This is a genomic window from Burkholderia sp. BC1 (assembly GCF_052683555.1).
On sequence record NZ_JBQYLP010000029.1, the window covers coordinates 47,855 to 72,872 of the forward strand.

Annotated in this window: 22 protein-coding genes and 1 riboswitch; of the genes, 2 read left to right on the top strand and 20 right to left on the bottom strand. The window is 69.3% G+C overall.

Translation table 11 applies throughout. From position 1 onward, the window contains the following. The first annotated feature begins 191 nt into the window (after positions 1–191). Both ACSHSS_RS16310 and ACSHSS_RS16315 read left to right on the top strand, forming a co-directional pair. Positions 192–884, top strand: coding sequence for a dienelactone hydrolase family protein (locus ACSHSS_RS16310; RefSeq protein ID WP_212160910.1), 693 nt, complete (start codon positions 192–194; stop codon positions 882–884). A gap of 88 nt (positions 885–972) precedes the next feature. After that, positions 973–2,451 (top strand): amidase, encoded by a 1,479-nt coding sequence (locus ACSHSS_RS16315; protein WP_261513463.1) that lies wholly within the window; start codon positions 973–975, stop codon positions 2,449–2,451. Positions 2,452–2,518: 67 nt separating this feature from the next. Here the strand turns inward: ACSHSS_RS16315 and metF are convergent, their stop codons facing one another. From metF to motB, 20 genes are all read right to left on the bottom strand, one after another. Beyond that, entirely contained in the window at positions 2,519–3,349 is an 831-nt protein-coding gene (gene metF, locus ACSHSS_RS16320) for a methylenetetrahydrofolate reductase [NAD(P)H] (protein WP_006401377.1), read from the bottom strand. A gap of 19 nt (positions 3,350–3,368) precedes the next feature. Beyond that, positions 3,369–3,722 (bottom strand): phage holin family protein, encoded by a 354-nt coding sequence (locus ACSHSS_RS16325; RefSeq protein ID WP_006401378.1) that lies wholly within the window; start codon positions 3,720–3,722, stop codon positions 3,369–3,371. A 151-nt stretch (positions 3,723–3,873) separates the two neighbouring features. Beyond that, entirely contained in the window at positions 3,874–5,295 is a 1,422-nt protein-coding gene (gene ahcY, locus ACSHSS_RS16330) for an adenosylhomocysteinase (RefSeq protein WP_080512292.1), read from the bottom strand. A 31-nt stretch (positions 5,296–5,326) separates the two neighbouring features. After that, positions 5,327–5,441, bottom strand: a riboswitch (S-adenosyl-L-homocysteine riboswitch). Between the two features lie 170 nt (positions 5,442–5,611). Further along, positions 5,612–6,346, bottom strand: a complete 735-nt coding sequence (locus ACSHSS_RS16335; RefSeq protein WP_006401381.1) for an RNA polymerase sigma factor FliA — start codon at positions 6,344–6,346, stop codon at positions 5,612–5,614. A 22-nt stretch (positions 6,347–6,368) separates the two neighbouring features. Next, positions 6,369–7,190: a MinD/ParA family ATP-binding protein gene (locus ACSHSS_RS16340; protein ID WP_217263005.1), complete on the bottom strand. Its 822-nt coding sequence runs from the start codon at positions 7,188–7,190 to the stop codon at positions 6,369–6,371. Then, positions 7,183–8,976 (bottom strand): flagellar biosynthesis protein FlhF, encoded by a 1,794-nt coding sequence (gene flhF / locus ACSHSS_RS16345; protein ID WP_261513459.1) that lies wholly within the window; start codon positions 8,974–8,976, stop codon positions 7,183–7,185. Before flhF ends, ACSHSS_RS16340 begins: the two co-directional genes overlap by 8 nt. Then, the gene (gene flhA, locus ACSHSS_RS16350) at positions 8,973–11,075 is read right to left on the bottom strand and encodes a flagellar biosynthesis protein FlhA (RefSeq protein WP_006401384.1); all 2,103 of its coding nucleotides are present in this window, start codon (positions 11,073–11,075) and stop codon (positions 8,973–8,975) included. The genes flhF and flhA overlap by 4 nt, the downstream gene beginning before the upstream one ends. Beyond that, positions 11,072–12,271 (bottom strand): flagellar biosynthesis protein FlhB, encoded by a 1,200-nt coding sequence (gene flhB / locus ACSHSS_RS16355; RefSeq protein WP_006408234.1) that lies wholly within the window; start codon positions 12,269–12,271, stop codon positions 11,072–11,074. Before flhB ends, flhA begins: the two co-directional genes overlap by 4 nt. 241 nt (positions 12,272–12,512) lie before the next feature. Further along, positions 12,513–13,793: a DUF3443 domain-containing protein gene (locus ACSHSS_RS16360; protein WP_217191783.1), complete on the bottom strand. Its 1,281-nt coding sequence runs from the start codon at positions 13,791–13,793 to the stop codon at positions 12,513–12,515. Positions 13,794–13,809: 16 nt separating this feature from the next. Further along, complete coding sequence (locus tag ACSHSS_RS16365) at positions 13,810–14,313, bottom strand: DUF2844 domain-containing protein (RefSeq protein ID WP_217191784.1); 504 nt, start codon at positions 14,311–14,313, stop codon at positions 13,810–13,812. 193 nt (positions 14,314–14,506) lie between these two features. Next, positions 14,507–15,238 carry a protein phosphatase CheZ gene (gene cheZ, locus ACSHSS_RS16370; RefSeq protein WP_006401388.1) on the bottom strand — a complete coding sequence of 244 codons (732 nt, stop codon included), beginning with the start codon at positions 15,236–15,238 and terminating at the stop codon, positions 14,507–14,509. Position 15,239: 1 nt separating this feature from the next. Next, positions 15,240–15,635: a chemotaxis response regulator CheY gene (gene cheY, locus ACSHSS_RS16375; RefSeq protein WP_006401389.1), complete on the bottom strand. Its 396-nt coding sequence runs from the start codon at positions 15,633–15,635 to the stop codon at positions 15,240–15,242. A gap of 67 nt (positions 15,636–15,702) precedes the next feature. Continuing rightward, positions 15,703–16,797, bottom strand: coding sequence for a protein-glutamate methylesterase/protein-glutamine glutaminase (locus tag ACSHSS_RS16380; RefSeq protein ID WP_080594207.1), 1,095 nt, complete (start codon positions 16,795–16,797; stop codon positions 15,703–15,705). Beyond that, complete coding sequence (gene cheD, locus ACSHSS_RS16385; protein WP_445545238.1) at positions 16,794–17,636, bottom strand: chemoreceptor glutamine deamidase CheD; 843 nt, start codon at positions 17,634–17,636, stop codon at positions 16,794–16,796. Before cheD ends, ACSHSS_RS16380 begins: the two co-directional genes overlap by 4 nt. Continuing rightward, entirely contained in the window at positions 17,633–18,619 is a 987-nt protein-coding gene (locus ACSHSS_RS16390) for a CheR family methyltransferase (protein WP_445545239.1), read from the bottom strand. Before ACSHSS_RS16390 ends, cheD begins: the two co-directional genes overlap by 4 nt. A 3-nt stretch (positions 18,620–18,622) precedes the next feature. Further along, the gene (locus ACSHSS_RS16395; RefSeq protein WP_012212513.1) at positions 18,623–20,602 is read right to left on the bottom strand and encodes a methyl-accepting chemotaxis protein; all 1,980 of its coding nucleotides are present in this window, start codon (positions 20,600–20,602) and stop codon (positions 18,623–18,625) included. Positions 20,603–20,642: 40 nt separating this feature from the next. Next, positions 20,643–21,167: a chemotaxis protein CheW gene (cheW, locus tag ACSHSS_RS16400; protein ID WP_006401394.1), complete on the bottom strand. Its 525-nt coding sequence runs from the start codon at positions 21,165–21,167 to the stop codon at positions 20,643–20,645. A gap of 47 nt (positions 21,168–21,214) precedes the next feature. Next, positions 21,215–23,488 (bottom strand): chemotaxis protein CheA, encoded by a 2,274-nt coding sequence (gene cheA, locus ACSHSS_RS16405; RefSeq protein ID WP_261513450.1) that lies wholly within the window; start codon positions 23,486–23,488, stop codon positions 21,215–21,217. Between the two features lie 33 nt (positions 23,489–23,521). Then, positions 23,522–23,899, bottom strand: a complete 378-nt coding sequence (locus ACSHSS_RS16410) for a response regulator (protein WP_006408310.1) — start codon at positions 23,897–23,899, stop codon at positions 23,522–23,524. A gap of 106 nt (positions 23,900–24,005) precedes the next feature. After that, positions 24,006–25,013 carry a flagellar motor protein MotB gene (gene motB, locus ACSHSS_RS16415; protein ID WP_123791041.1) on the bottom strand — a complete coding sequence of 336 codons (1,008 nt, stop codon included), beginning with the start codon at positions 25,011–25,013 and terminating at the stop codon, positions 24,006–24,008. Positions 25,014–25,018 lie beyond the last annotated feature (5 nt).

The following is a 25,018-nucleotide window of genomic DNA, read 5'->3' on the forward strand; positions in this document are numbered from 1 at the left end:
AAGCCTGTGCATCGACTGTAGCGAAGCATCGCGCGGCCGAAAAATGAATAATCGAGATTGAATCGATCGCTGCGCGAGAAGCGCGCGGTGCGCACCGGTGCGCGCACTGCAACGGCACGCGATTGGTGGCACACTAAGCCGCCTCTATCGTCCCCGAGGCCGCATGCGCCTCGTTTGCCAGGAGTTCCAACGTGACTGCCCAATGGATCGACATCCCGACCGGTAACGACAGCTTCGGCGGCTATCTCGCGCTGCCGAAGCGCGGCAAGGGCCCTGCCGTCATCATCATTCAGGAAATCTTCGGCGTGAATTCGCACATTCGTGCGGTCGCCGACCAGTACGCGGCCGACGGCTACGTCGCGCTCGCGCCCGACGTGTTCTGGCGCACGCAGCCGCGCGTGGAGCTCACGTACGACGGCGCCGATCGCGACAAGGGCATCGAGCTGATGAAAAAGACCGACATCGGTCTCGCGGTCGCCGATCTCGGCGCGGCCGCCGACGCGCTGCGCGCACGCACCGAAACGACCGGCAAGATCGCCGCGATCGGCTACTGCTTCGGCGGCCAGCTCGCCTACCGCACGGCCGCGGCCGGCAAGGTCGACGCGGCGGTCGCATATTACGGCGGCGGCATCCAGAACGCGCTCGATCTCGCCGGCAAGATCGCGCAGCCGATGCTGTTCCATTACGCCGAAAACGACCACGCGATTCCGCTCGATGCGGTCGAGCAGGTGAAGGCCGCGTTCGCCGGCCGCGACAACGCCGCGTTTCACGTCTATCCGGGCGCCGAGCACGGCTTCAACTGCCCGGAGCGCGCGTCGTACCAGCAGCGCGCATCGGCGCTCGCGCACGGCCGCACGCTGACGTTCCTCGCCGAGCACCTGTAAGCCCGGCGCGCCGCGGGCCGGCACCGCCGCGTGCCGGGCCCGCGTTATGCTTGGTCCATCGCCATACGTCACAACGGGGGTGACTGCGATGCATGACGACTATCTCGCGCACGACGCGATCGGCCTCGCGACGCTCGTGCGCGAACGCCAGGCGAGCCCGCTCGAACTGCTCGACGCCGCCATCGGCCGGGCCGAGGCCGTCAACGGCGCGATCAACGCGATCGTGCTGCAGGATTACGACGCCGCGCGCACGCGTGCGGCGGCCGCGTCCGCGGCAGCCGCCGACGCACCGTTCGCGGGTGTCCCGTATCTCGTGAAGGATCTCGGCGCGGCCGTTGCCGGGCTGCCGCTGTCGATGGGCAGCCGCCACTACCGCTACTTCGTGCCCGGCGACGATTCGCCGTTCATCGCCAAAAGCCGTGCGGCCGGGCTCAACGTGTTCGGCAAGACGAACACGTCGGAGATCGGCCAGATGCCCTACACCGAGCCCGACCTGTTCGGCGCGTGCCGCAATCCGTGGAGTCTCGACCATACGAGCGGCGGCTCGAGCGGCGGCGCGGCGGCCGCCGTCGCGGCCGGCGTCGTGCCGCTCGCGCATGCATCGGACGGCGGCGGCTCGATCCGCATTCCCGCCTCGTGCTGCGGGCTGTTCGGGCTGAAGCCGAGCCGCCATCCGGCGCTCGTCGATCTGCCGACCCACGGCGATCTCGTCGTCAATCATGCGGTGTCGCGCAGCGTGCGCGACAGTGCGCTGCTGCTCGACGTGACGACCGGCGCGACGCTGCCGCCCGGTGCGCCGGGCACCTTCCTCGCGGCGCTCGATACGCCGCCGCGCCCGCTGCGGATCGGCCTCGTCACCGATCCGATGCTCGCGCCGGCGCTCGCCGACGACACGCGCGCGGCGCTCGACGACGCGGCCGCGCTCGTCGAATCGCTCGGCCATCACGTCGAACCGGCGACGCTGCATGTCGACTACGCGCGCGCGGCCGAAACCTTCCTGACGCTGTGGGCGACGATCGCCGAGGAGATCGTGCTCGGCGCGCGCGCACTGACCGGCCGCACGCCGCGGCGCGGCGAGTTCGAGGCGGCGACCTGGGCGATGGCCGTGGTCGGCCGGCGGCTCGCGCGTGCGCGGCTGCAGGACGTGCTCGAATGGCAACGGCAGCTGACGGTGCAGGTGTCGGGTCTCGTGTCGCGCTACGACGCGATGCTGTGCGCGTCGCTGGCCGGCCCGCCGGTGAAGATCGGCGAACTGCAGCCGACGCCGCTCGAAGCCGCGCAGATGAAGCTCGTGGCCGCGCTGCCCGCGAAGCCGCTGCTGCGCGAGCTGCTTGCGAAGGCATCGCAGAAGGCGTTCGCGTGGGCCGGCTGCACCGAGCTGTTCAATCTGACGGGCCAGCCGGCGATGTCGGTGCCACTCTACTGGAACGCGCGCGGGTTGCCGATCGGCGTGCAGTTCGTCGCACGTCACGGCGACGACGCGCTGCTGCTGCAGCTCGCGCGGCAGCTCGAGCAGGCGCGGCCGTGGTTCGATCGCCGTCCGCCGCTGCTGCAGGCGCAGCGCTGACGGACGAAAAAAAACCCCGCCGGCCGAAGCCGACGGGGCATGCAGCGGCAGGCCGCGCGCGCCACGCCTACACGTCGAGGCGTTCGCAGATCGCCTTCGTCGCGGCAGCCGCGTTCAGCGTGTAGAAGTGCAGCCCCGGCACGCCCGCGTCGATCAGACGCTGGCACAGGCCGGTAACGACGTCGGCGCCGAACGCGCGGATCGATTCGCGATCGTCGCCGAAGCTCTCGAGCCGGCGCGCGACCCAGCGCGGCACTTCGGCACCGCACATTTCGGAGAAGCGCATCAACTGCGAGAAGTTCGTGATCGGCATGATGCCCGGCACGATCGGCACGTCGACGCCGAGCTTGCGCACGTCGTCGACGAAGCGGAAATACGCGTCCGCGTTGAAGAAGTACTGCGTGATCGCGGAATTCGCGCCGGCCTTCACCTTGCGCGCGAAGTTCTCGAGATCGGCCTTCGGCGAGCGCGCCTGCGGATGGTATTCCGGATAGCCGGCGACTTCGATGTGGAACCAGTCGCCGTGCTCCGCGCGGATGAAGCTGACGAGTTCCGACGCGTAGCGCAGCTCGCCCACCGAGCCCATCCCGGACGGCAGGTCGCCGCGCAGCGCGACGATGTGACGAATGCCGCACGAGCGGTACTGGTCGAGGATCGCGCGCAGGCTGTCGCGCGACGAGCCGATGCACGACAGGTGCGGCGCGGCGTCGAGGCCGTCCTTCTGCATGTCGAGCACGGTATCGAGCGTGCCTTGCTGCGTCGAGCCGCCGGCGCCGAACGTCACGGAGACGAATTTCGGCTTCAGCGGCAGCAGCTGCGCACGCGTCGCGCGCAGCTTCTCGACGCCGTCCGCCGTTTTCGGCGGAAAGAATTCAAACGAGAGTTCGATCGGTTTCATGATTCGGAGGGTTCAGCCCTCAGCCGAGGTTGCGCTGACCGAAGATGAGTGCGGACAGCAGCCACGACACGATGCTGTACAGGATCGAACCGAAGAACGCGGACCAGAACCCGGACACCTCGAAGCCCTTCAGCAGCGACGACGCGAACCAGAAGCACAGCGCGTTCACGACGAGGATGAACAGCCCGAGCGTGACGACCGTCACGGGCAGCGTCAGCAGGATCAGCACCGGACGGATCACCGTGTTGATCAGGCCGAGCACGACCGCGACGATCAGCGCGGTGCCGAAGCTCTTGATGTGGATCGACGGCACGAGGTACGTGATGATCAGCAGCGCGAGGGCATTGATGACCCAGGTCAGGATGAGACTCATGGTGTGCTCCGGTTCTTCGGTTGTCGATCGGTGGCCGCCGGTGCGAGCGGGCCGCGCGCAAACGCATGCAACGGGCCGCCCGGCCGGATGACGCCGCGCTGCTGCGCCGTGCGCGCGCGAGGCGCATGCGGCGCGGCAGCGGCGGCACGCATCAGTAGCGGTAGTGGTTCGGCTTGAACGGACCTTCCTTCTGCACGCCGATGTACGCGGCCTGCTCGTCCGACAGCGTCGACAGCTGCGCGCCGATGCGTGCGAGGTGCAGACGCGCGACCTTCTCGTCGAGATGCTTCGGCAGCACGTAGACCTTGTTCTCGTACTGGTCGCCGCGCGTGAACAGTTCGATCTGCGCAAGCGTCTGGTTCGCGAACGAGTTCGACATCACGAACGACGGGTGGCCGGTCGCGCAGCCGAGGTTCACGAGGCGGCCTTCGGCCAGCAGGATGATGCGCTTGCCGTCCGGGAAGATGATGTGGTCGACCTGCGGCTTGATGTTTTCCCACTGGTACTGGCGCGTCGACGCGACGTCGATTTCCGAATCGAAGTGGCCGATGTTGCAGACGATCGCGTTGTGGCGCATCGCCTTCATGTGATCGTGCGTGATCACGTGATAGTTGCCGGTCGCGGTCACGAAGATGTCGGCCTTGTCGGCCGCGTATTCCATCGTCACGACGCGGTAGCCTTCCATCGCCGCCTGCAGCGCGCAGATCGGATCGATCTCGGTGACCCACACGGTCGCGCCGAGGCCGCGCAGCGACTGCGCGCAGCCCTTGCCCACGTCGCCGTAGCCCGCGACCACCGCGACCTTGCCCGCGATCATCACGTCGGTCGCACGCTTGATGCCGTCGACGAGCGACTCGCGGCAGCCGTACAGGTTGTCGAACTTCGACTTCGTGACGGAGTCGTTCACGTTGAACGCCGGGAACGGCAGGCGGCCGTCCTTTTCCATCTGGTACAGGCGGTGCACGCCGGTCGTCGTTTCTTCGGTCACGCCCTTGATGTGCGCGAGGCGCTTCGAGTACCAGTTCGCGTCGATGTCGAGGTGGCGCGCGATCGACTTGTACAGCGCGACTTCTTCCTCGTTGGTCGGCTTCGCGATCACCGAGCGATCCTTCTCGGCCTTCGCGCCGAGGATCAGCAGCAGCGTCGCATCGCCGCCGTCGTCGAGGATCATGTTCGCGAATTCGCCGTTCGGCCATTCGAAGATGCGGTGCGAGAACTCCCAGTATTCGTCGAGCGATTCGCCCTTGAACGCGAACACCGGCGTGCCGGCTTCGACGATCGCGGCAGCCGCGTGGTCCTGCGTCGAGAAGATGTTGCACGAAGCCCAGCGCACGTCGGCGCCGAGCGCCTTCAGCGTCTCGATCAGCACGCCGGTCTGGATCGTCATGTGCAGCGAACCGGCGATGCGCGCGCCCTTCAGCGGCTGCTGCGCCTTGTATTCGTCGCGGATCTGCACGAGGCCCGGCATTTCGGTCTCGGCAATGTTCAGCTCCTTGCGGCCCCAGCCGGCAAGTGCCATGTCGGCGACGACGTAATCCTGGGAAGCTTTCGAATCGATAACGGCGCTCATCACGCCCTCCTTTCTAAAAAAGTTCTAGAAATTGATGACGTGAGCGCCGTTCAGGAGGCGGGCCGGCGCGAATGTCGCCGCACGGCTGCCTGGTGAAGCCTTCCGAGCCTGGCGGACGCAGAAGGTCCGTCGCAACGCTCCTCGGAAAACGGCTGCGATTGTAGCAAATCGCGACGGAAATTTCTTGTGTCGGCCGCGTCGATCGTCGTCGGCGCGGGCCCGCGGCGCGAAGCGCGCCCCTTTATCGAGATGCGCGCGGCGGTCCGTGTCGCGATGCTCGCGAACGGCGCGATGCGCCGCGCCGCCGCCCGCAGGCGCTTCAGCTTTCCGCGCCGACCCACGCCTGCTCGCGCAGCCGCGCGCGCAATCGCGCGACCGCCTGGCTGTGCAGCTGGCACACGCGCGATTCGCTGACCTCGAGCACGGCGCCGATCTCGCGCAGATTCAGTCCGCGCTCGTAGTAGAGCGACATCAGCAGCTTCTCGCGCTCGGGCAGCCGCTCGATCGCCTCGACGAGCGCACCGCGCAGATGCTCGTCGAGCAGCGCCGACAACGGATCGGCGTGATCGACGCGATAGCGGTCGAGGAACGGCTCGTCGTCGGCCGCGCGGTCGAAATCCTCGTAGTAGATGAGCTGGCTGCCGTGCAGGTCCTGCAGCATCGCCTGGTATTCGTCGAGCGGCATGTTCAGGTGCTGCGCGATCTCGGCCTCGCTCGCGGCGCGGCCGAGCCGCTGCTCGACCTGGTGCACCGCGAGTTCGACTTCACGCGAAGTCTTGCGCAGGCTGCGCGGCAGCCAGTCGTTGCTGCGCAGCTCGTCGAGCATCGCGCCGCGGATCCGCTGCGTCGCGTACGTCTCGAACTGCGCGCCCTGGTCTTCCTTGTAGCGGCCGGCCGCATCCATCAGCCCGATCATGCCGGCCTGGATCAGGTCGTCGAGATCGACGCTCGCCGGCATCTTCGCGACGAGCTGCAGCCCGAGACGGCGCACGAGCGGCGCGTACTGCGCGAGCACGTCGGCCTGCGAGATCTTTCCCTGAGCGTTGTACATCATGGCTCTCTCCTTCCGGTGACGCTCATGCGGCGTGCGCCGCGCCCGTCCGGTACGACGGCTGCCCGCCGCGCAGCTCGCGCGCGGCACCCGTGCCCGCACGCGGGCGCATCGGCCAGTACAGCAGGTCGGCCGCGATCTTTCGGTAGTCGCGCGCGGCGGGCGACGACGGAAACGCGTCGACCGTACAGCGCGTCAGCGCACGCGCGTGCTCGACGAGCGGATCGGCGCTCACGCAACCGGCATCGGCGATCGACACGGTCAGGTAGCGGCTCGCGACGCCCGCGAGGTTGTCGAACGCGGTCTTCGCATCGGCATGGCTGCCGACGTGGTTCACGAGCACGCGGAATTGCGCGGTCGCGTGCGCGAAATGCAGCCGCTTCATGCACGCGTACGCTTCGGTGATCGCGTGCGCGGCCACGCGCGTGACGATCAGCACGTCGTGCGCTTCGCGCGCGAGCGTCGAGAGCGTGCCGTCGGCGCCGAGCTGCGCGTCGATCAGCACGATGTCGGCCGGGCCGTCGACGAAGGCGCTCAGCTGCGCATCGCCGTAGCCGGCACGCGCGGCCTGCGCGCTCGCGCACAGCCAGAAACCGGCCGCGACGCGCGTGCGCTCGCCGTCTCGCAGCCATGCGCCGGCGAGCGTCGCGGCGGCCGAATGCACGTCCGCGCGCTCGTCGACGACGAGCACGTCCTTGCCGAGCGCCGCGAGCGCGGCGGCGACGTTCACGACGGTCGACGTGCAGCCGACGCCGGTCGGCCCGCCCGTCACCGCGACGATGCGCGACCCGCGCCCGGCCAGCAGGCGCCGCAGTCCTTCGGCCTGGTCGATCGTTCGTTTATCCAAATCGCACCTCGTGCAGATCGGCGGCCGCACGGGCGGTCAGCGCGGACAGCAGCAGCGGCATGTCGTCGTCCTGCGGGACGAACGGCGAGCCGTCGCGCGGCACGCAGAACGCGCTCTTCAGCAGGAAGCGCGTAGTCGCGACGTACAGGTTTTCCGGCACCTTCTGGCCGGTCGACACGTAGTGCACGGGCAGCTTGTAGCGGATCACGGTGTCGAGCGCGCCGCCGAGATGCGTCGCCTCGTCGAGCTTCGTCAGGATGCAGCCGGCGAGGTCAGGCCCGGCCAGGTCAGGCCCGGCCAGGTCCGGCCCGGCGAGATCGGCGCGGTCGCCGGCGCTGCGATAGGCCTGCACGACTTCGTTGAGCGTGTCGCCGTGGCTCGTCGCGTTGAGCAGCAGCAGCCGCTGCACCGGCGTGCTCGCGCCGTGCAGCATCGCGATCTGGTCGGACACCGCGCGGTCGCGCTGGCTCATCCCGATCGTGTCGATCAGTACGATGTGCTTGTTGCGCAGCTCGGACAGCGCGAGCGACAGATCGCCGGCGTCCTTCACGGCGTGGACCGGCACGCCGAGGATCTTGCCGAAGATGCGCAGCTGCTCGTGGCCGCCGATCCGGTAGCTGTCGGTCGTCAGCAGCGCGACCTTGCTCGCGCCGAAGCGCATCACGCAGCGTGCCGCGAGCTTGGCGGTCGTGGTCGTCTTGCCGACGCCGGTCGGCCCCATCAGCGCGAACACGCCGCCGCGCTCCATCAGTGCGTCCTCGCTGCCGAGCACCGGCAGGTTCGCGGCGAGCACCGACTGCGCCCATTCGAGCGCCGCGTCGAACGTCTGCGCACCGTCGCCGGCCGGCAGATGATCGACGAGCATCCGCACGAGCTGCGCGGAAAAACCGGCGGCGAACAGATGCTTCGACAATGCGCCGTGCACCGGGCTGCGGCGCTGGCGGTCGTGCCACATCAGGTTGTCGAACTGCGCTTCCATCATTCCGCGCAGCGCGCCGAGCTCGTGCATCACCGTGTCGTTGACGATGCGCTCGACGCCGGACTTCACCGCGTCGGCGACGGCCGCCGCCGTATCGGCGGACAGCCGCGCGCGGTCGGCCGCTTTTGCGGCAGCCGCGTCGGTCGTGCGCGCGGCGGCCGGCGCGCGCCGTTCCGCTTCGCGTGCGACGTCGCGCATCCAGTCGGGCGACGTCGCGGGCGCCGCGTCCTGCGGCGCGTGTGCGGCGCCGGCCGACGCGGCGGGCGCGGCTTGCGTACGGGCGCGCAGCGCATCGCGCTGCTGCGTCAGGCGTTTGGCGTGCTCGACGAGCCATGCGGCCGGCTCGCCCGACGCGGCGGGCGGCGCCGCATGTGCCGGCGCCGGCACGGCGGCATTCGCGCGCACCGCGTCCGGCTCGTCCGCGGCCGGCGCGGCAGGGCCGGCGGCCGCCTGCGTCGTCTCGGCGCTCGCGCCGAACACCGACGAGAACACGTCCGGCAGCCCGTGTTCGTCCGTCGCATACGGATTCGCGACCGCGCGGGCGGGCGCGGCGGGCCGCGCGACGATACCGGGCACGGCGGCCGCGGGCACGGCGGCGGGCAGCGCCGATTCGGGCAGGCGCGCTCGCACGGCAGCGGCGGCCGGCGGTGCGACCGCGGCCAGTTCGGCGTCGGCGAGTGCGACGATTTCGACGCTGCCGTCATCGAGCGCGCGGTTCGACAGCACGACGGCGTCGGCGCCCAGCGCCTCGCGCACCAGACGAAGCGCGTCGCGGCTCGTCGCGCCGGTGAATTTGCGAATGTTCAAGCGGAACCCCCGATGACGTTAACAACCTTGATCGTGCGTGTATCCGGCACTTCGGCATACGACAGCACTTTCAATTGCGGCAGGCTGCGGCGCAGGAAGCGCGCGAGCATCGCGCGCAACGCGTGCTGCACGAGCAGCACGGGCGGCAGCCCGAGATTCTGTTGACGCAGCATCGCTTGTTGCGTGCCGGTCAGAAGCGTGTTCGCGAGCCCGGGCTCGAGGCCCGGATTCGCGCCGGTCGCGAGCGCCTGCGACAGCACGCGCTCGAGATTCGCGTCGAGACCCATCACCTGCATGTCGCCCGTGCCCGGATACCACTGCTGCGTGATCGCGCGGCCGAGCGCGAGGCGCACGGCGGCCGTGATCTCGTATGCGTCGCCGCGGCCCGCATGCTCGGACACGGCCTCGAGGATCGTGCGCATGTCGCGGATCGGCACGCCTTCGTCGAGCAGGTTCTGCAGCACCTTCTGCAGCGTCGTCAGCGAGACCGTCTTCGGCACCAGATCCTCGACTAGCGACGGCGCGTCCTTGCCGGTGCGCTCGACGAGCGCCTGCACTTCCTGCCGGCCGAGCAGCTCGGCCGCGTGCTGGACGACCAGATGGTTCAGATGCGTCGCGACCACGGTGCTCGCATCGACGACCGTGTAGCCGTACACCTGCGCCTGCTCGCGCATCGCGACGTCGATCCACACGGCCGGCAGCCCGAACGCCGGATCCTGCGTCGCGGCGCCCGGCAGCGCGGCCGTCACCTGCCCCGGATTGATCGCGAGCCACTGGCCCGGAAACACTTCGCCCGTGCCGATCTCGACGCCCTTCAGCGCGATCCGGTACGCGTTCGGACGCAGTTCGAGGTTGTCGCGGATATGGATCACCGGCGGCAGGAAGCCGATTTCCTGCGCGAATTTCTTGCGAATGCTCTTGATCCGCTTGAGCAGCTCGCCGTCGCTGTTGCGATCGACGAGCGGAATCAGCCGATAGCCGACTTCGAGGCCGAGCGGATCGATCAGCTGCACGTCGTCCCACGTCGCTTCGTGGCTGTCGGACGGCAGCGCGGCGGGCGGTGCGATTTCGGTCACGTCGCCGGCCGCCTTGCGTGCGGCCGCGCGCTTCGTCTGCGTGCGCGCAAGCCAGATCGCGCCGGCGCCGAGCGCGAGAAACGCGAAGTGCGGCATGCCGGGGATCAGCCCCATCAGCACGATGATCGCGCCGGTGATCGTCAGCACGCGCGGATTCGTGAACAGCTGGCCGGTGATCTGCGTGCCGATGTCCTCGTCGGTCGCGACGCGCGACACGATCACGCCGGCCGCGGTCGAGATCACGAGCGACGGAATCTGCGCGACGAGGCCGTCGCCGATCGTCAGCAGCGTGTAGTTCTTGCCCGCGGCCGCGAAGCTCATGTCGTGCTGGATCATCCCGACGATCAGGCCGCCGATCACGTTGATCGCCATGATGATCAGGCCGGCGATCGCGTCGCCGCGCACGAACTTCGACGCGCCGTCCATCGAGCCGTAGAACTCGGCCTCCTGCGCGACGGCCTGGCGGCGCTTGCGCGCCTGCTCCTCGTTGATGAGGCCCGCGTTCAGATCGGCGTCGATCGCCATCTGCTTGCCGGGCATCGCGTCGAGCGTGAAGCGCGCGGACACTTCGGCGATGCGCCCCGCGCCCTTCGTGATCACCATGAAGTTGATGATCATCAGGATCACGAACACGACGATGCCGACCGCGAAATTGCCGCCGACGAGGAAGTGGCCGAACGCCTCGATCACCTGGCCGGCCGCGTCCGGGCCCGTGTGACCTTCGAGCAGCACGACGCGCGTCGACGCAACGTTCAGCGACAGCCGCAGCAGCGTCGAGAACAGCAGCACGCTCGGGAATGCCGCGAAGTCGAGCGGCTTCATCGTGTACATGCTGACGAGCAGCACCATCACCGACAGCGCGATGTTGAACGTGAACAGCAGATCCAGCAGCAGCGGCGGCAGCGGCAGGATCATCATCCCGAGGATCATGCAGATCAGGATCGGCCCGGCCAGCGCGCGCAGGTTGGTGCCGGCGAGCAGGGTCGCGCGCTTCGCGAAGAGCCCCGTGGTCGGCGTGCTCATGCGGCGCCTCCGTGCGTGCCGAGCGCGTCTTCGGCCTCGTCGCGCGCATCGTCGGCGGACACCGTCGCGCCCTTGTCGAGCTCGGCCGGCACGTCGAGATCGACGGGCGCGGCCGGGAACGCGCCGCCTTCGGCGCGGAAGCGCTTGAGCTGATAGACCCACGCGAGCACTTCGGCGACGGCCGAATACAGCGCGCCCGGAATCTCGCGTTCGAGTTCGACGTTGTGATAGAGCGCCCGCGCGAGCGGCGGCGCTTCGAGCAGCGGCACGTTGTGCTCGGCCGCGAGTTCGCGGATGCGTGCGGCGACGAGGTTCACGCCCTTCGCGACGACCTTCGGCGCGCGCATTTCGCCGTCCGCGTACTGCAGCGCGACCGCGAAGTGCGTCGGGTTCGTGACGACGACGTCCGCCTTCGGCACGGCCGCCATCATCCGGCGACGCGCGATCGCGCGCTGCTGCTGGCGAATCCGCCCCTTCACGTGCGGATCGCCTTCGTTCTCGCGGTGTTCGCGCTTCACTTCTTCCTTCGTCATGCGCAGCTTCTTGTTGTACTGCCAGAGTTGATACGGGACGTCGAGCGCGGCGACGACCAGCATCCCGGCCACCGTCGTGCCGCAGCACACGGCGACCAGATGCAGCGCGTCGACGAGCGCCGTATCGAGCGGCTGCGTCGCGAGGCCGAGCAGTTCGTCCTTGCTGCGCCAGATCGCGACGCCGCCGATGCCGCCGACGACGAGCGTCTTCGCGATCGACATGCCGAGCTGGATCGGCCCCTGGATCGAGAAGATGCGGCCGAGACCCGCGACCGGATTGAGCCGGTCGAACTTCAGCTCGAAGGTTTTCGGCGAGATCAGCCAGCCGCCGAGCGCCATCGGCGCGAGCAGCGCGGCCGCGCCGGTCAGTGCGAGGATCGGCAGCAGCGCGGCAAGCCCCTCGAGGCTCGCGCTGCCGGCCGCCGACAGCATCCGGTGCGTGTCGAACGCGGTCGCGCGGTCGAACGCGAACGCGCCGCGCAGCATCGCCTGCAGATGCGCGCCCGCCGGTCCCGCGAGCAGCCACGCGCCGTAGAAGCCCGCCGCGAGCAGCGCGAACGAAGCCAGTTCGCGCGAACGCGCGACCTGCCCCTCCTCGCGCGCCTTCTCGCGGCGTCTCGGAGTGGCGGCTTCGGTCCGGTCGAGATCGCTCTCGTCTGCCACGGGGCCTCCAGTCGGCTACGGCTACGGCGGAATGCCGCTTTTCACTGACAGCGATTATTGATGGACGCGTCAACCGCCGATCGGTCGAGCAAAGCCGGGAAAGGGGGGTATTTCTGCGAATCGGACGGGCGCGATCGCCCGGCCGGCGCGGCTCCGCGGCGGGCGCCTGCGTGTCGCCCGCGGATGAAAAAAGGGGGCGACCGAGTCGCCCCCCCCTTTTCGGTACGGCCGGCCGGGCCGGTCAGAATGCGACGTAAGGCGCCGCGCCGCCCATCGACCGGCGGTCCATGCCGAAGTAGATCGTCTTGCCGTAGAAATGCGGCAGGCCGAGATCGAGCCATTGCGACGAGCCGAACGGGCCCGCGATGTCGTTGAACGCGAACGTCGACGTGTTCGCGAACACCGCGTCCGCGTTCACGACCGGCATCGTCACGCCGGCCGACGTGCCGTTCTGGCCGGTCAGCGTCGCCGAGTAGGTCGTCGTCGACGTCGGGCAGTAGAACGACGTGTTGCGCGAACAGATCGCCTGCGAGGAGTCGTCGAAGAAATACGCGTTCGAGCCCGTATCGAAGAACGCCGTGACGGTGCGGCCGAGGAACGTCGCGGTGACGTCGCCGGCCGTCGTCGACGTCAGTGTCGACGAGGCGCCCAGCGCGTTGTTGCTCTGCGTGCCGATGCCGAACGTCAGCAGGCCCGTCGCGCTCGCCTGCCCGCTGTTCGAGATGTTCGGCATCTGCACGATCACGCCGTTGTTGTCGGTCGCGAAACGATGGACCGGATTCGCGACCTGCTGCGCGAGCGGCACGAGCGTGACCGTGCAACTCGCATTGCCGTTCGGGCACGCGTAGTAGTTGTTGTAATTGGACGATGTGGACGTCACGCAGTTGTCGCCGCAGTCGTACGGTGCCGGCCCGATGCCGAGAATCCCGTTTGCGCCGAGCGTGCCGGCCGAGTTCGCCGACGTGTTGCCGTTCGTGCAGGACGTCGGCACGTTGGTGGTGCCGAGATCGCCGATGATCTGCACCGGCAACGACGACGCCTGTTCGGAGCCGATCGACAGGTCGACCGTGCGCACCGAACCCCAGGTGTAGCTCGACACGAACTTGCCGCACTCGGCGAGCGGCGCGCCGCCGCTCGTCGTCTGCGGCAGGCTGCCGAGCAGGCCCGATACCGCGGTGCTGACGAGCCGCAGGCCGTACGACGCGGTGTCGACGAGCACGTTGTTCACGACCTGGCAGTTCGTGGTGCCCGGTGCACAGACCGTCACGCTGACCGTAGGAATGTTAATGACGCTCGCGACGCCGGAATTGACCGTGATGACGGCCGTGTTCGCGGTGTTGGCCGTGCCGCCGCCCGAGCCGGAGCCCGAGCCGCCGGTGCCGCCGGACCCGCCGGTGTTGCCGCCCGTCGAATTGCCGCCGCCGTCGCCATCGCCGCCGCCGCACGCGACGACCGTCAACGCCGTCGCGATCGCCAGACCCGCGACGCCGACCCAGCGGATGAAAGTACGAGGAATTCGCAAGATCGTTCTCCCGCAGTCACTGGATGTCGTTGCCGGTCAGCCCGGCGGGCAGTGCGTTCGGCAGCCATGCCTGGCCCGAGAACGCGCCCATGTGGCCGCCCGTGCGGATCACGAGCCCGCCGGTCGCGACGGACACCGGCGCGCGCCAGCCGCGTGCCGCGTGCGCGGCTTCGACGCCGGCCGTGTACTGCTGGAAATAGCTGCCGAGCAGCGACGAGAGATCCGGTACCGTCGGCCCGCGCCATGCGAGACCGAACACGGTGCCCGCGCTCGAGGTGTATTCGTGGATCACGGTGCCGGAACCGAGCGTGATCTCGCGCATCGTGTACGCGGCCGCGCTCGTCGGCGTGCCGTCGGCCGAGCGCATTGCGCGCTGCATCGCGCGCACGGTGGCCGCCGGATCGTTGGCGGGCGGCGACATCGGCGCCCCGCCCAGTTCGGCGTACGCGTGGGTCGCCCACAGCACGCCCGTTGCAACTGCCGCGTGCGCGGCAGCCCTGCCCAAACGTTTCAGCTTCACGTTCCCCCCCAGGGACTGGCGTCGACGCGGGCGCCGCCGCCCGCGATCGCGATGATCGTATGAATGACGCTGCGTTGCTGCTGACGCGTAGTATGCCTGCGGAGTGTGTCCAAGTGTCAATTCCGCACGGAAATGCCGACGCGCGGCCGCCGCCCGGGGGGAACGGCGCGGCCGCGACGCTCGACGCGCTGCGTCAGAAGCCGAGGCTGGCGAGCAGGTCGTCCACCTGCGCCTGGTCCTGCACGACGTCGGGCTTGCCTTCCGGCGCGATCTGCGGGCCGTTCAGCAGCGACTCGGGGCTGCCGGTCGCGCTCGTCTTCTCGGCCGCGAGCGCGGCCGCCGTCGCCGCGAACTGCTCGCGCCGTTCCGGCGCAATGTTCTCGACCAGCACGGTCAGCAGCTGCTGCTCGATCAGGTAGACCATGTCCATGATCTTCTTGATCACCTGGCCGGTCAGATCCTGGAAATCCTGCGCGAGCATGATTTCGAGCAGCTGGGCGTTGGTCGCCGAGGTCGCGTCGGGCAGCGCGCGCAGGAACGCACGCGTGTCGTCCATCAGCTCGCGCACTTCCGCATGCTCGATCGGCGCCGCATACCACTGCGCCCAGCGCGCGTCCAGTGCCTCGGCTTCGTTCTGGACGCGCTCCTGCACCGGCTTGGCGATCTCGATCGCGTTCAGCACGCGCTCGGCGGCCTGCTCGGTCATCGTCGCGACGTAGCGCAGCCGGTCGCGCGCGTCGGGCACCGCTTCCGCCGCGCGCTCGACGTGCTTGTCGAGCCCGAGCTCGCGCATCGAGTCGCGCAGCGTGCGCGTGAGCTGGCCGATGCGCGCGAGGATGCGGTCGCTCGCGAGATCGGCGCCTTCGGGCTGGCTGTCGCCGCCGAACGGCGCATCGCCCGGCGCGGCATGGATCGGCTCGTTCACGTCAGCTCCCGGCCTTGGCCATCTTGTCGATGATCTTGTTCAGCTTCTCGTCGAGCGTCGCGGCCGTAAACGGTTTCACGACGTAGCCGCTCGCGCCGGCCTGCGCGGCCGCGATGATGTTCTCCTTCTTCGATTCCGCGGTGACCATCAGCACCGGCAGATGCGCGAGCGACGCGTCCGCGCGGATTTCCTTCAGCATCGCGAGGCCGTCGAGGTTCGGCATGTTCCAGTCCGAAATCACGAAATCGAAGCCGCCGCCACGCAGCCGCGCAAGACCGGCCGCGCCGTCCTCGGCCTCGTCGACGTTCGTATAGCCCAGTTCCTTGAGCAGGTTGCGGACGATCCGGCGCATCGTCGGGAAATCGTCCACCACCAGGATTTTCATGCTCTTGTCCATCGTCGTTCCTTTCCAGATTCGTTTCCGTGCGGGCGCGCGTCATCGCACGCGTCCCGCGACATTCCATTCAGACACGCTGCACGCGATCGCCCATCGTCGCGAGCCGCGCCATCACGCGGCGGCTCATTTCCGCCAGCGGCGCGACCTCGTCCGCGGCGCCGAGCGCGATCGCCTCGCGCGGCATCCCGAATACGATGCAGCTCGCCTCGTCCTGCGCGAACGTATGCGCGCCCGCACGCTTCATCTCGAGCAGCCCGGCCGCGCCGTCGCGGCCCATCCCCGTCAGAATCACGCCGAGCGCGTTCTTGCCCGCATGCGTCGCCGCCGAGCGGAACAGCACGTCGACCGACGGCCGGTGACGGTTCACCGGCGGCTCGTCCGACAGCTGCGCGATGTAGTTCGCGCCGCTGCGCGCGAGCAGCAGGTGCGCATGGCCGGGCGCGATGTACGCATGGCCCGGCAGCACGCGCTCGCCGTGCTCGGCTTCCTTCACCGCGATCCGGCACAGCCCGTTGAGCCGCTGCGCGAACGACTTCGTGAAGCCGGGCGGCATGTGCTGCGCGATCAGCACGGCCGGCGCATCGGGCGGCAGCGGCGTCAGCACCTCGCGGATCGCCTCGGTGCCGCCCGTCGACGCGCCGATGATGATCAGCTTCTCGGTACTGACGAGCGGGTTGTTGACCATCGGTGCGGCCGGGTGCCCGCCCGCCGCGCGGGCGGCCGCCGCCTGCGGCTGCGGCGTCTGGCGCACGCGCGCGCGCGACGCCGCGCGGATCTTGTCTGCGAGCTTTTCCGCGTAGTCGAGCATCCCGTCGCGAATCCCGACGCGCGGCTTCGTGACGAAATCGACCGCGCCGAGTTCGAGCGCGCGCAGCGTGATCTCCGAGCCGCGCTCGGTCAGCGACGACACCATCACGACCGGCATCGGCCGCAGGCGCATCAGCTTCTCGAGGAAGTCGAGCCCGTCCATGCGCGGCATCTCGACGTCCAGCGTCAGCACGTCGGGGTTGTGCTGCTTGATGAGCTCGCGCGCGACGAGCGGATCGGGCGCCGTCGCGCATACCATCATGTCCGGCTGGCCGTTGATGATCTCGGTCATCAGGCTGCGGATCAGCGCCGAGTCATCGACGCACAACACTTTGATCTTCTGCACTACGTTCACGCCTCCTGCTTTTTCGATGGGGTCGCGGGGTGCGCCGCCCCGGCAAACGGGCTGCCGGCGTACGGGCTGCCGCCGCTTGCGCTGCCGGTCCGCGCGGCGCCTGCCGTGCCGCTCGCGCCCGCGCCCGCGCCCGCGCCCGCGCCCGCGCCCGCGCCCGCGCCCGCGCCCGTGCTCGCGCCGCGCCCGCCGAACAGCTCGATGCGCGGCCGCGCCGGCTGCGGCGCAGCCGGCGGCTTCGTCCGGAACAGCTCGACGTGCGCACGCGCCGCGCGCAGCCGCTCGGCCTCGCGCGCGAGCGCGGCTTCGCGCTCGGTGACGCCCGGCACCTGCAGCCGCAGCTTCTTCACCATCGCGCGGCCCGTGTGCGGCATGAACGCGACCTTGCGCGGATGCACGCCCTGCAGATCCTCGGCGGTGATGCGGATGCGTTCGAGCGCGAGGTAGCGGCGCACGAAGTCGGCGTTGCGATCGCCGATGTTGATCGTCGTCATGCCGGCGAGCACGGCCGCGCCGCCGAACACCTTCGCTTCGAAGCGATCGCGGCGCGCGCCGGCCTTGATCAGTTCGTTGATCAGCACTTCCATCGCGTACGCGCCGTAGCGCATCGATTCCGATGCGGGCGCGCCGGCGTCCGCGCCGTCGTCGGGCAGCATGAAATGGTTCATCCCGCCGATGCCCGCGAACGGATCGTGCAGGCAGGCGGCGACGCACGAGCCCAGCACGGTCGTCAGCACCATGTCGTCGGCCGTCGTATAGAACTCGTTCGGCAGCAGCTTCACGCCGGGCAGGCCGAAGTGGTTGTCGAAGTAGCGGTTCGTCGCAATCGGCAGCGCGCTCATCCGCGGCCTCCGGACGCGCCCGCGGCGGCGTCGGCGTGCGCGCGCAGGCGCGGCGGCGCGGCGTCGGCCGGCGGCGCGCCGCGCGGGCGTGCGCCGCCCGCCGCATCGCGCGTCAGCTCGTAGACGGTCTGCCCGCGCAGCCGGAACGCCTGCGTCACATACGTGAAGTTCTCCGAGTGGCCGGCGAACAGCAGCCCGCCCGGCTTCACGAGCGGCTCGAAGCGTGCGAGCACCTGGCTCTGCGTCGGCTTGTCGAAATAGATCATCACGTTGCGGCAGAAGATCGCGTCGAACGGCTTCGCGATCCCGTAGTCGGCATCAGTCAGGTTCAGCTGCTCGAAGCGGATCATCGCGCGCAGTTCGGGCCGCACCTTCACGCGGCCGGCCTGCGCGCCCGTGCCCTTCAGGAAGAAGCGCTTCAGCCGCTCCGGCGACAGATGCTTGACCTGGTCGTAGGTATAGATGCCGGCCTCGGCCTTCGCGAGCACCTGCGTGTCGAGGTCGGTCGCGAGGATCGACGCGCTGCGCGCCGCCGATTCGCCGAGCGCCTCGATCAGCGTGATCGCGATCGAGTACGGCTCCTCGCCGGTCGATGCCGCCGAGCACCACACCGACACGGGCGCCGCGCGGCCCTTCACGAACTCCGCGAGGATCGGGAAATGGTGCGACTCGCGAAAGAACGCGGTGAGGTTCGTCGTCAGCGCATTCGTGAACGCTTCCCACTCGGCCGTGTCGTTTTCCTGTTCGAGCAGGTCGAGATACTCGCGAAACGAGTCGAGCCCGCGCGCGCGCAGCCGCCGCGCGAGCCGGCTATACGCCATGTCGCGCTTGTGATCGGACAGCGAGATACCCGCACGGCGATGGATCAGCGCGCGGATGCGCGCGAAATCCGCGCCCGTGAACGCGAAGTCGCGCCCCGGCTCGCCCGCGCGAGGCGAGGCATCCGGTGCATCGGGTCGAAACGGCACGCGCGCGGCCTGCATGATTTAGAAGGTCTCCCAGTCGTCGTCGGACGCGCCGGCCGTCGCCAGCGCCGGCTTCTCGCCGTTCAGCACCGGACGCACGAGCGCGGGCTTCGCGGCCGGCTTGTCGGCCGGTGCGGCGGCCTTCGCGACGCGCGGGCCGTAGCCCGACGCGGCCGGCGCGTCCTTCGCCGCCGGCGTGCGCGCGGCCGAATCGGCGGCCGTGCGGGCGGCGCTCGACGACGCGGCCGAGCCGGATGCACGGCGAGCCGGCTGCGATGCAGTGTTCGACGCGTTCGATCCGTTCGATGCGGCATGCGATGCGTTCGACGCGCCCGGCGCCGGCAGTGCGGCGACCGGTGCGTCGTCGCGCGGCGTGCCGGCCGGCAGCGCGGGCACGGCCGCCGCTTCGACCGTACGCGCGGCACGCACCGGCGCGAGCGCCGTGCCGCCTGCGACACGCCAGGTCGACACGATCGCCTTCATCTGACGCGTCTGCTCCTCGAGCGACGCGGCCGCGGCGGCCGCCTGCTCGACGAGCGCCGCGTTCTGCTGCGTGACGGCGTCCATCTGGCCGACCGCGCGATTGACCTGCTCGATGCCGGTCGACTGCTCGTCCGACGCGGCGCTGATCTCGCCCATGATGTCCGTCACGCGGCGCACGGCCTGCACGATCTCGTCCATCGTCGAGCCCGCGCGCGCGACGAGCGCCGAGCCGCTGTCGACCTTCGCGGCCGAATCGCCGATCAGCTGCTTGATCTCCTTCGCGGCCGTCGCGCTGCGCTGCGCGAGCGAGCGCACCTCGCCGGCGACGACCGCGAAGCCGCGGCCCTGCTCGCCTGCGCGCGCCGCCTCGACCGCCGCGTTCAGCGCGAGGATGTTGGTCTGGAACGCGATCCCTTCGATCGTGCCGATGATGTCGACGATCTTGCCCGAGCTCGCCGCGATGTCCTGCATCGTCGACACGACCTGGCCGACCACCTCGCCGCCCTGCGTCGCGATGTCCGACGCGTTCACGGCGAGCTGGCTCGCCTGCCGCGCGTTCTCTGCGTTCTGGCGCACGGTGCCCGTCAGCTGCTCCATGCTCGACGCGGTTTCCTGCAGCGACGCGGCCTGTTCCTCGGTGCGCTGCGACAGATCCGTATTGCCGGTCGCGATCTCGCGCGCGCCGACGTCGATCGATTCGGTGCCGCGATGCACGGCCTGCACCATCGCGGTCACGGCATCCTGCATGCGCTTGATGCCGCCGAACAGCCGGCCGATCTCGTTCTTGCTGAACACGTGCACCGGCTGCGTGAGGTCGCCGCCGGCGATCCGTTCGAAATGCGCGATCGCGTCCTCGAGCGGCTTGACGATCAGCCCGCGCAGCGCGAAGCGGATCGCGATCACGACGACGAACGCGATCGCGATGCCGGCCGCGATCAGCGCGATCATCAGCGAGATCTGCGATTGCGTCGACGCGTGGCGGTCGTTCGCGCGCTGCTGCAGCGACGCGATCACGGCCGCGGCGGCCTGGTCGTATGCGACGAACATCGGGCTGATCTTCGTATCGGCGACCGCGTGGTAAGCGGCCATGTCGCCCGCGCGCGCGGCCGCGAACTCCGGCTCGACGCCTTCCTTCACGATCGTCGCGTAGCGCGCGGCGAGCTCGTCGACGAGCGCCTGCTCGACGCCGAGCTTCGGCGTCGACTGGAACGTCTGCCAGTTCTGGTTCGACTTCGCGAACAGCTCCTGCGCACGATCGAGCACCTTCGCGGCCTCGGCCGCGTTGCCGGCCTCGGTCAGCGAGCGGAAGCGGTCGAGCGACACGCGCGCGCGCAGCAGATACGACGACGTATCGTCGAGCGCGTGGATCGCCGGCAGATCGACGTGCGCGATCTCGTCGAGCGAGCGGCTCGCGTGATTCAGCGCGAACAGACCGAGGCCGCCGATCGCGGCGGCAAGACAGACGAGGATGAGTCCGACCGCCGTGAGCGTCGTGCGGATCGACCAGTTTTGCAACATCGCAGATTCTCCCGAAGTTCCGTGCGCGCGTATCGCGCGCTTATGCGCCGAGCGTTTCGATCAGCGCCATTTCCCGGCTCGACATCAGCTTCTCGATGTCCATCAGGATCAGCATCCGGCCGTCGACGGTGCCGAGGCCCGTCAGATATTCGGTCGTCAGCGTCGCGCCGAATTCGGGCGCCGGCATGATCTGCTCGGCCGACAGCGTCAGCACGTCCGACACGCCGTCGACGACCATCCCGACGACGCGATGTGCAACGTTCAGGATGATCACGACCGTCTGGTGGTCGTACTCGACGCGGCCGAGGTGGAACTTGATCCGCATGTCGACGATCGGCACGATGATGCCGCGCAGGTTGATCACGCCCTTGATGAAGTCGGGCGCGTTCGCGATCCGCGTGACGCTGTCGTAGCCGCGGATCTCCTGCACCTTCAGGATGTCGATCCCGTATTCCTCGTCGCCGAGCGTGAACACCAGGAATTCCTGGCCCGTCGCGTCGCCATGTTCCGCGTCGCGGCGGCCGGTCGTCGCATTGGCCGCGTTCGCCGCGGCCGGATTGATCATTTGGACTTCAGCAGACACGTTTGCCCCCAATCGGTTGATGGCGAGAGTCAGAACATCGCGAGCTCGGCGCCCGCCCGGGCGCCGTGCGTCGCACGGGTTTCGCGGTTCAGCGCCGCGACGTCGACGATCAGCGCGACGCTGCCGTCGCCGAGAATGGTCGCCGCCGAGATGCCGTGCACCTTGCGGTAGTTGGTTTCGAGGTTCTTCACGACGACCTGCTGCTGGCCGACCAGCTCGTCGATCAGCATCGCGAAGCGGCGCCCCTCGGTTTCCATGATCGTGACGATCCCCTGCGTCGGATCGGTGCGCGCGCCCTCGACCGAGAACACTTCATGCAGCGCGACGAGCGGCAGGTATTCGCCGCGCACGCGCACCACGCGCTCGCCGTTGCCGACCGTGTAGATGTCGTCGTTCGACGGCTGCAGCGACTCCATCACGAAGTTCAGCGGCAGGATGAAGATCTCGCTGCCGACCTTCACCGACATCCCGTCGAGGATCGCGAGCGTGAGCGGCAGCACGATCCGCGTGGTCGTGCCGCGCCCGGCCTGCGACGAGATCTCGACGTGGCCGCCCATCGACTGGATGTTGCGCTTCACGACGTCCATTCCGACGCCGCGGCCCGACACGTCGGTCACCGTCTCGGCGGTCGAGAAGCCCGGCGCGAAGATCAGCTGCCAGACTTCGTCGTCGCTGATGTTCTCGGGAATCTGCATGCCCTGCTTCGCGGCTTTGGCCAGGATCCGCTCGCGGTTCAGGCCCGCGCCGTCGTCGCTGACCTCGATCACGATGTTGCCGCCGTGATGCGCGGCCGAGAGCACGAGCTGGCCGACCGCGTCCTTGCCGGCCGCGATCCGCTTGTCGACCGTCTCGATGCCGTGGTCGAGGCTGTTGCGCACGAGGTGCGTGAGCGGATCGATGATGCGCTCGATCAGGCTCTTGTCGAGTTCGGTCGCCTGACCGAACGTGACCAGTTCGACCTGCTTGCCGAGCTTGCCCGCGAGATCGCGCACGAGGCGCGGGAAGCGGCTGAACACGTAGTCCATCGGCATCATGCGGATCGACATCACGGCTTCCTGCAGGTCGCGCGCGTTGCGCTCGAGCTGCGCCATCCCGTTGAACAGGCGGTCGTGCAGTGCCGGGTCGAACGCGCTCGCGGTCTCGGCGAGCATCGCCTGCGTGATCACGAGTTCGCCGACGAGGTTGATCAGCTGATCGACCTTCTCGACGCCGACGCGGATCGAACTGCCTTCCGCGCCCGCCGTGGCGGCCGCGGCCGGACGTGCGCGCTTGTCGTCGTGATGGGCGGCGGGCTGCGCGGCCGCGGACGGCGCGGGCGATTCGACATGCGCGGCAGGCGCGGCGGCCGATGCGGCGGATGCGGTCGATGCGGCCGGCGTTGCGGCCGGTGCCGCGGCGGTTGCTGCGGGCGCCGCTGCCGGCGCGGCCGGTTGCGGCGCGGCTTCGCCATGCGGCGGTTCGGCGACGACCTGTGCGGCCGCAGCCGGCTGCGCGGCGGCCGGCGCGGCGCCGCGCGCGATCCGGATCTGGCTTTCGTCGATCACGAAGCAGCACACCGCGACGATGTCGTCGGACGGCACGTCGGATTCGAGCCACAGCGTCAGCGCGTCGCCGACTTCGGTGCGGCCGACGATCCGGCCGAGATTGCCGAGTTCCTCGACGAGCAGCGCCTGATCCTTCGCGTCGACGCCCGTCAGCGTGATCTTCAGGTGCGGGCCGTCGCCGTTATCGGCGGCGTCGGCCTGCGGCGCCGGTGCGCCGGCCGCGGACGGATGCGCGGCCGCGACCGCCTGCTCGACGACATGGTCGGGCGCGCGCTGGCCGTCCGCTACGGGCGCAACGGCCGGCGTCGCGGGAGCGGGCGCCGCGACGGCGACCGCCGCCGGTGCGGCGACCGATGCCGCCGCGCCGCCGCTATCGGCCTGCAGCCGCTCGAGCTTCGCGCAGATTGCCGCGGCGGCCGCCGCGTCGGGTTCCGCGCTCGCGCGATAGTCGGCGAGCTGGTCGGACAGCACGTCCTTCGTCTCGAGGAACGCGTCGACCATTTCCTTCGTCAGCGTCAGCTCGTGGTTGCGCGCGCGGTCGAGCAGCGATTCGAGAATGTGCGTGGTGTCGGTCAGCGCCGAGAACCCGAACGTCGCCGCGCCGCCCTTGATCGAATGCGCGGCGCGAAAGATCGCGGCCAGATCTTCGGCGTCGGGCGAGCCGACGTCGAGGTTCAGCAGCAGTTGCTCCATCTGCGCGAGCAGCTCGTCCGCTTCGTCGAAGAATGTCTGGTAGAACTGAGTGATGTCGAGAGTCATGCCCGGTCACCGGTTGGGTTCATCGCGTTCATGTCAATTGGCGGCCGGCTCGGACAGCGTCGCGACAAGCTCGACGAGCACGCCCGGGTCGATCGGCTTTTCGATCCAGCCCGTCGCGCCCGCGTCGCGCGCCGCCGCCTTGAACGCATCGCTGCCTTCGGTCGTCAGCACGAGGATCGGCGTGTCCGCGTAGGCGCTCAGCTGGCGCAGCGCGGCGATCAGTTCGAGCCCGCTCTTGCGCGGCATGTTCTGGTCGGTCAGCACGAGGTCGTACGGCGTCGTCGCCGCGAGGTCGAAGCCGGCTTCGCCGTCCGCCGCCACCGTCACCTCGTAGCCGGCCTGCGCGAGCGTCGCGTGCAGCAGCGCGCGCATCGTCGCGGAATCGTCGATCGCGAGAATGGTCCGGATCATGCGTGCCTCCGGCCTGCCGCACCGGCAAGGCGGGCCGCGCTGTCGGGCGGCAACGGACGTCGTGCGCGTGAAGATCGTTTCATGGGTGTCTCGAATCGAATCAACATCAGGGTTTCGGCGCGGCCGCAACGGGCGCGACCGGCGCCGGATGCGCACCGGCGAGCTGCTGCGCGAGCTGCGTCGAGCCCGCGGCGTCGGCCGACAGCGTCGTGGTCGTCGTGTCGTCGCGCGTCAGCGCCTCTTCGGATTTGCGGTTCAGCACGATCACGCTGATCCGGCGGTTTTCCGGGTCGAGCGGATCGGCCTTGTTCAGGTTCTGCGTCGAGGCGAGGCCGAGCACGCGCAGCACCTTCGCCTCGTCCATGCCGCCCGCGATCAGCTCGCGGCGCGACGCGTTCGCGCGATCGGCGGACAGCTCCCAGTTGCTGTAGCCGCCCTCGCCGCCCGCGTACGGCACCGCGTCGGTGTGGCCCTGCACGATGATCCGGTTCGGCACGTCGTTCAGCGTCTTGCCGATCTCGCGCAGGATGTCGCGCATGTACGGCTCGACCTGATCGCTCGACATCGCGAACATCGGCCGCTTCTGCGTGTCGACGATCTCGATGCGCAGCCCCATCAGCGTCGAGTCGATGCGGATCTGCTGCTTGAACTGGCGCAGCGTCGGGTTCGCTTCGATCGCGGCCATCAGCTTGATCTGCAGGTCGTGCAGCCGCACCTGCTCGCGCCGCTCGAGCGCACCCTGCATCCGCGCCTGCGCGGTATCGTCGGCCGGCTTCGCGACGCGCTCGGCCAGCTGCGTCGTGCCGTCGGTGCGGCGCAGCGTGCCCGCGTCGACGCTCGACAGGTCGCGCCCGCCGCCGTTGATGATGCTCGAGTCCTGCGAGCTGCGATCGCCGCTGCCGAACAGCGCGGCCCTCAGCGGCGTGTTGAAGTATTCGGCGATCCCCTTCAGCTGCACCGGCGTGACCGAACTCAGCAGCCACATCAGCAGGAAGAAGGCCATCATCGCGGTCATGAAATCCGCATACGCGAGCTTCCATGCGCCGCCGTGATGGCCCTTCTTCTGCGGGGCCACCCGCTTGACGACGATCGCGCGTTCCTTGCCCTTGCTCATCGCTC

Excerpts from the sequence above, each read along its gene's own strand:
- motB (WP_123791041.1), bottom strand. The coding sequence starts at position 25,013 with ATGAGCAAGGGCAAGGAACGCGCGATCGTCGTCAAGCGGGTGGCCCCG.
- cheD (WP_445545238.1), bottom strand. The coding sequence starts at position 17,636 with ATGAGCGCGCTGCCGATTGCGACGAACCGCTACTTCGACAACCACTTC.
- ACSHSS_RS16325 (WP_006401378.1), bottom strand. The coding sequence starts at position 3,722 with ATGAGTCTCATCCTGACCTGGGTCATCAATGCCCTCGCGCTGCTGATC.
- cheW (WP_006401394.1), bottom strand. The coding sequence starts at position 21,167 with ATGATCAATCCGGCCGCGGCGAACGCGGCCAATGCGACGACCGGCCGC.
- ACSHSS_RS16315 (WP_261513463.1), top strand. The coding sequence starts at position 973 with ATGCATGACGACTATCTCGCGCACGACGCGATCGGCCTCGCGACGCTC.
- ACSHSS_RS16335 (WP_006401381.1), bottom strand. The coding sequence starts at position 6,346 with ATGATGTACAACGCTCAGGGAAAGATCTCGCAGGCCGACGTGCTCGCG.
- ACSHSS_RS16390 (WP_445545239.1), bottom strand. The coding sequence starts at position 18,619 with ATGCAGGCCGCGCGCGTGCCGTTTCGACCCGATGCACCGGATGCCTCG.
- ACSHSS_RS16395 (WP_012212513.1), bottom strand. The coding sequence starts at position 20,602 with ATGTTGCAAAACTGGTCGATCCGCACGACGCTCACGGCGGTCGGACTC.
- ACSHSS_RS16410 (WP_006408310.1), bottom strand. The coding sequence starts at position 23,899 with ATGATCCGGACCATTCTCGCGATCGACGATTCCGCGACGATGCGCGCG.
- flhA (WP_006401384.1), bottom strand. The coding sequence starts at position 11,075 with ATGAGCACGCCGACCACGGGGCTCTTCGCGAAGCGCGCGACCCTGCTC.
- metF (WP_006401377.1), bottom strand. The coding sequence starts at position 3,349 with ATGAAACCGATCGAACTCTCGTTTGAATTCTTTCCGCCGAAAACGGCG.
- cheY (WP_006401389.1), bottom strand. The coding sequence starts at position 15,635 with ATGGACAAGAGCATGAAAATCCTGGTGGTGGACGATTTCCCGACGATG.
- cheA (WP_261513450.1), bottom strand. The coding sequence starts at position 23,488 with ATGACTCTCGACATCACTCAGTTCTACCAGACATTCTTCGACGAAGCG.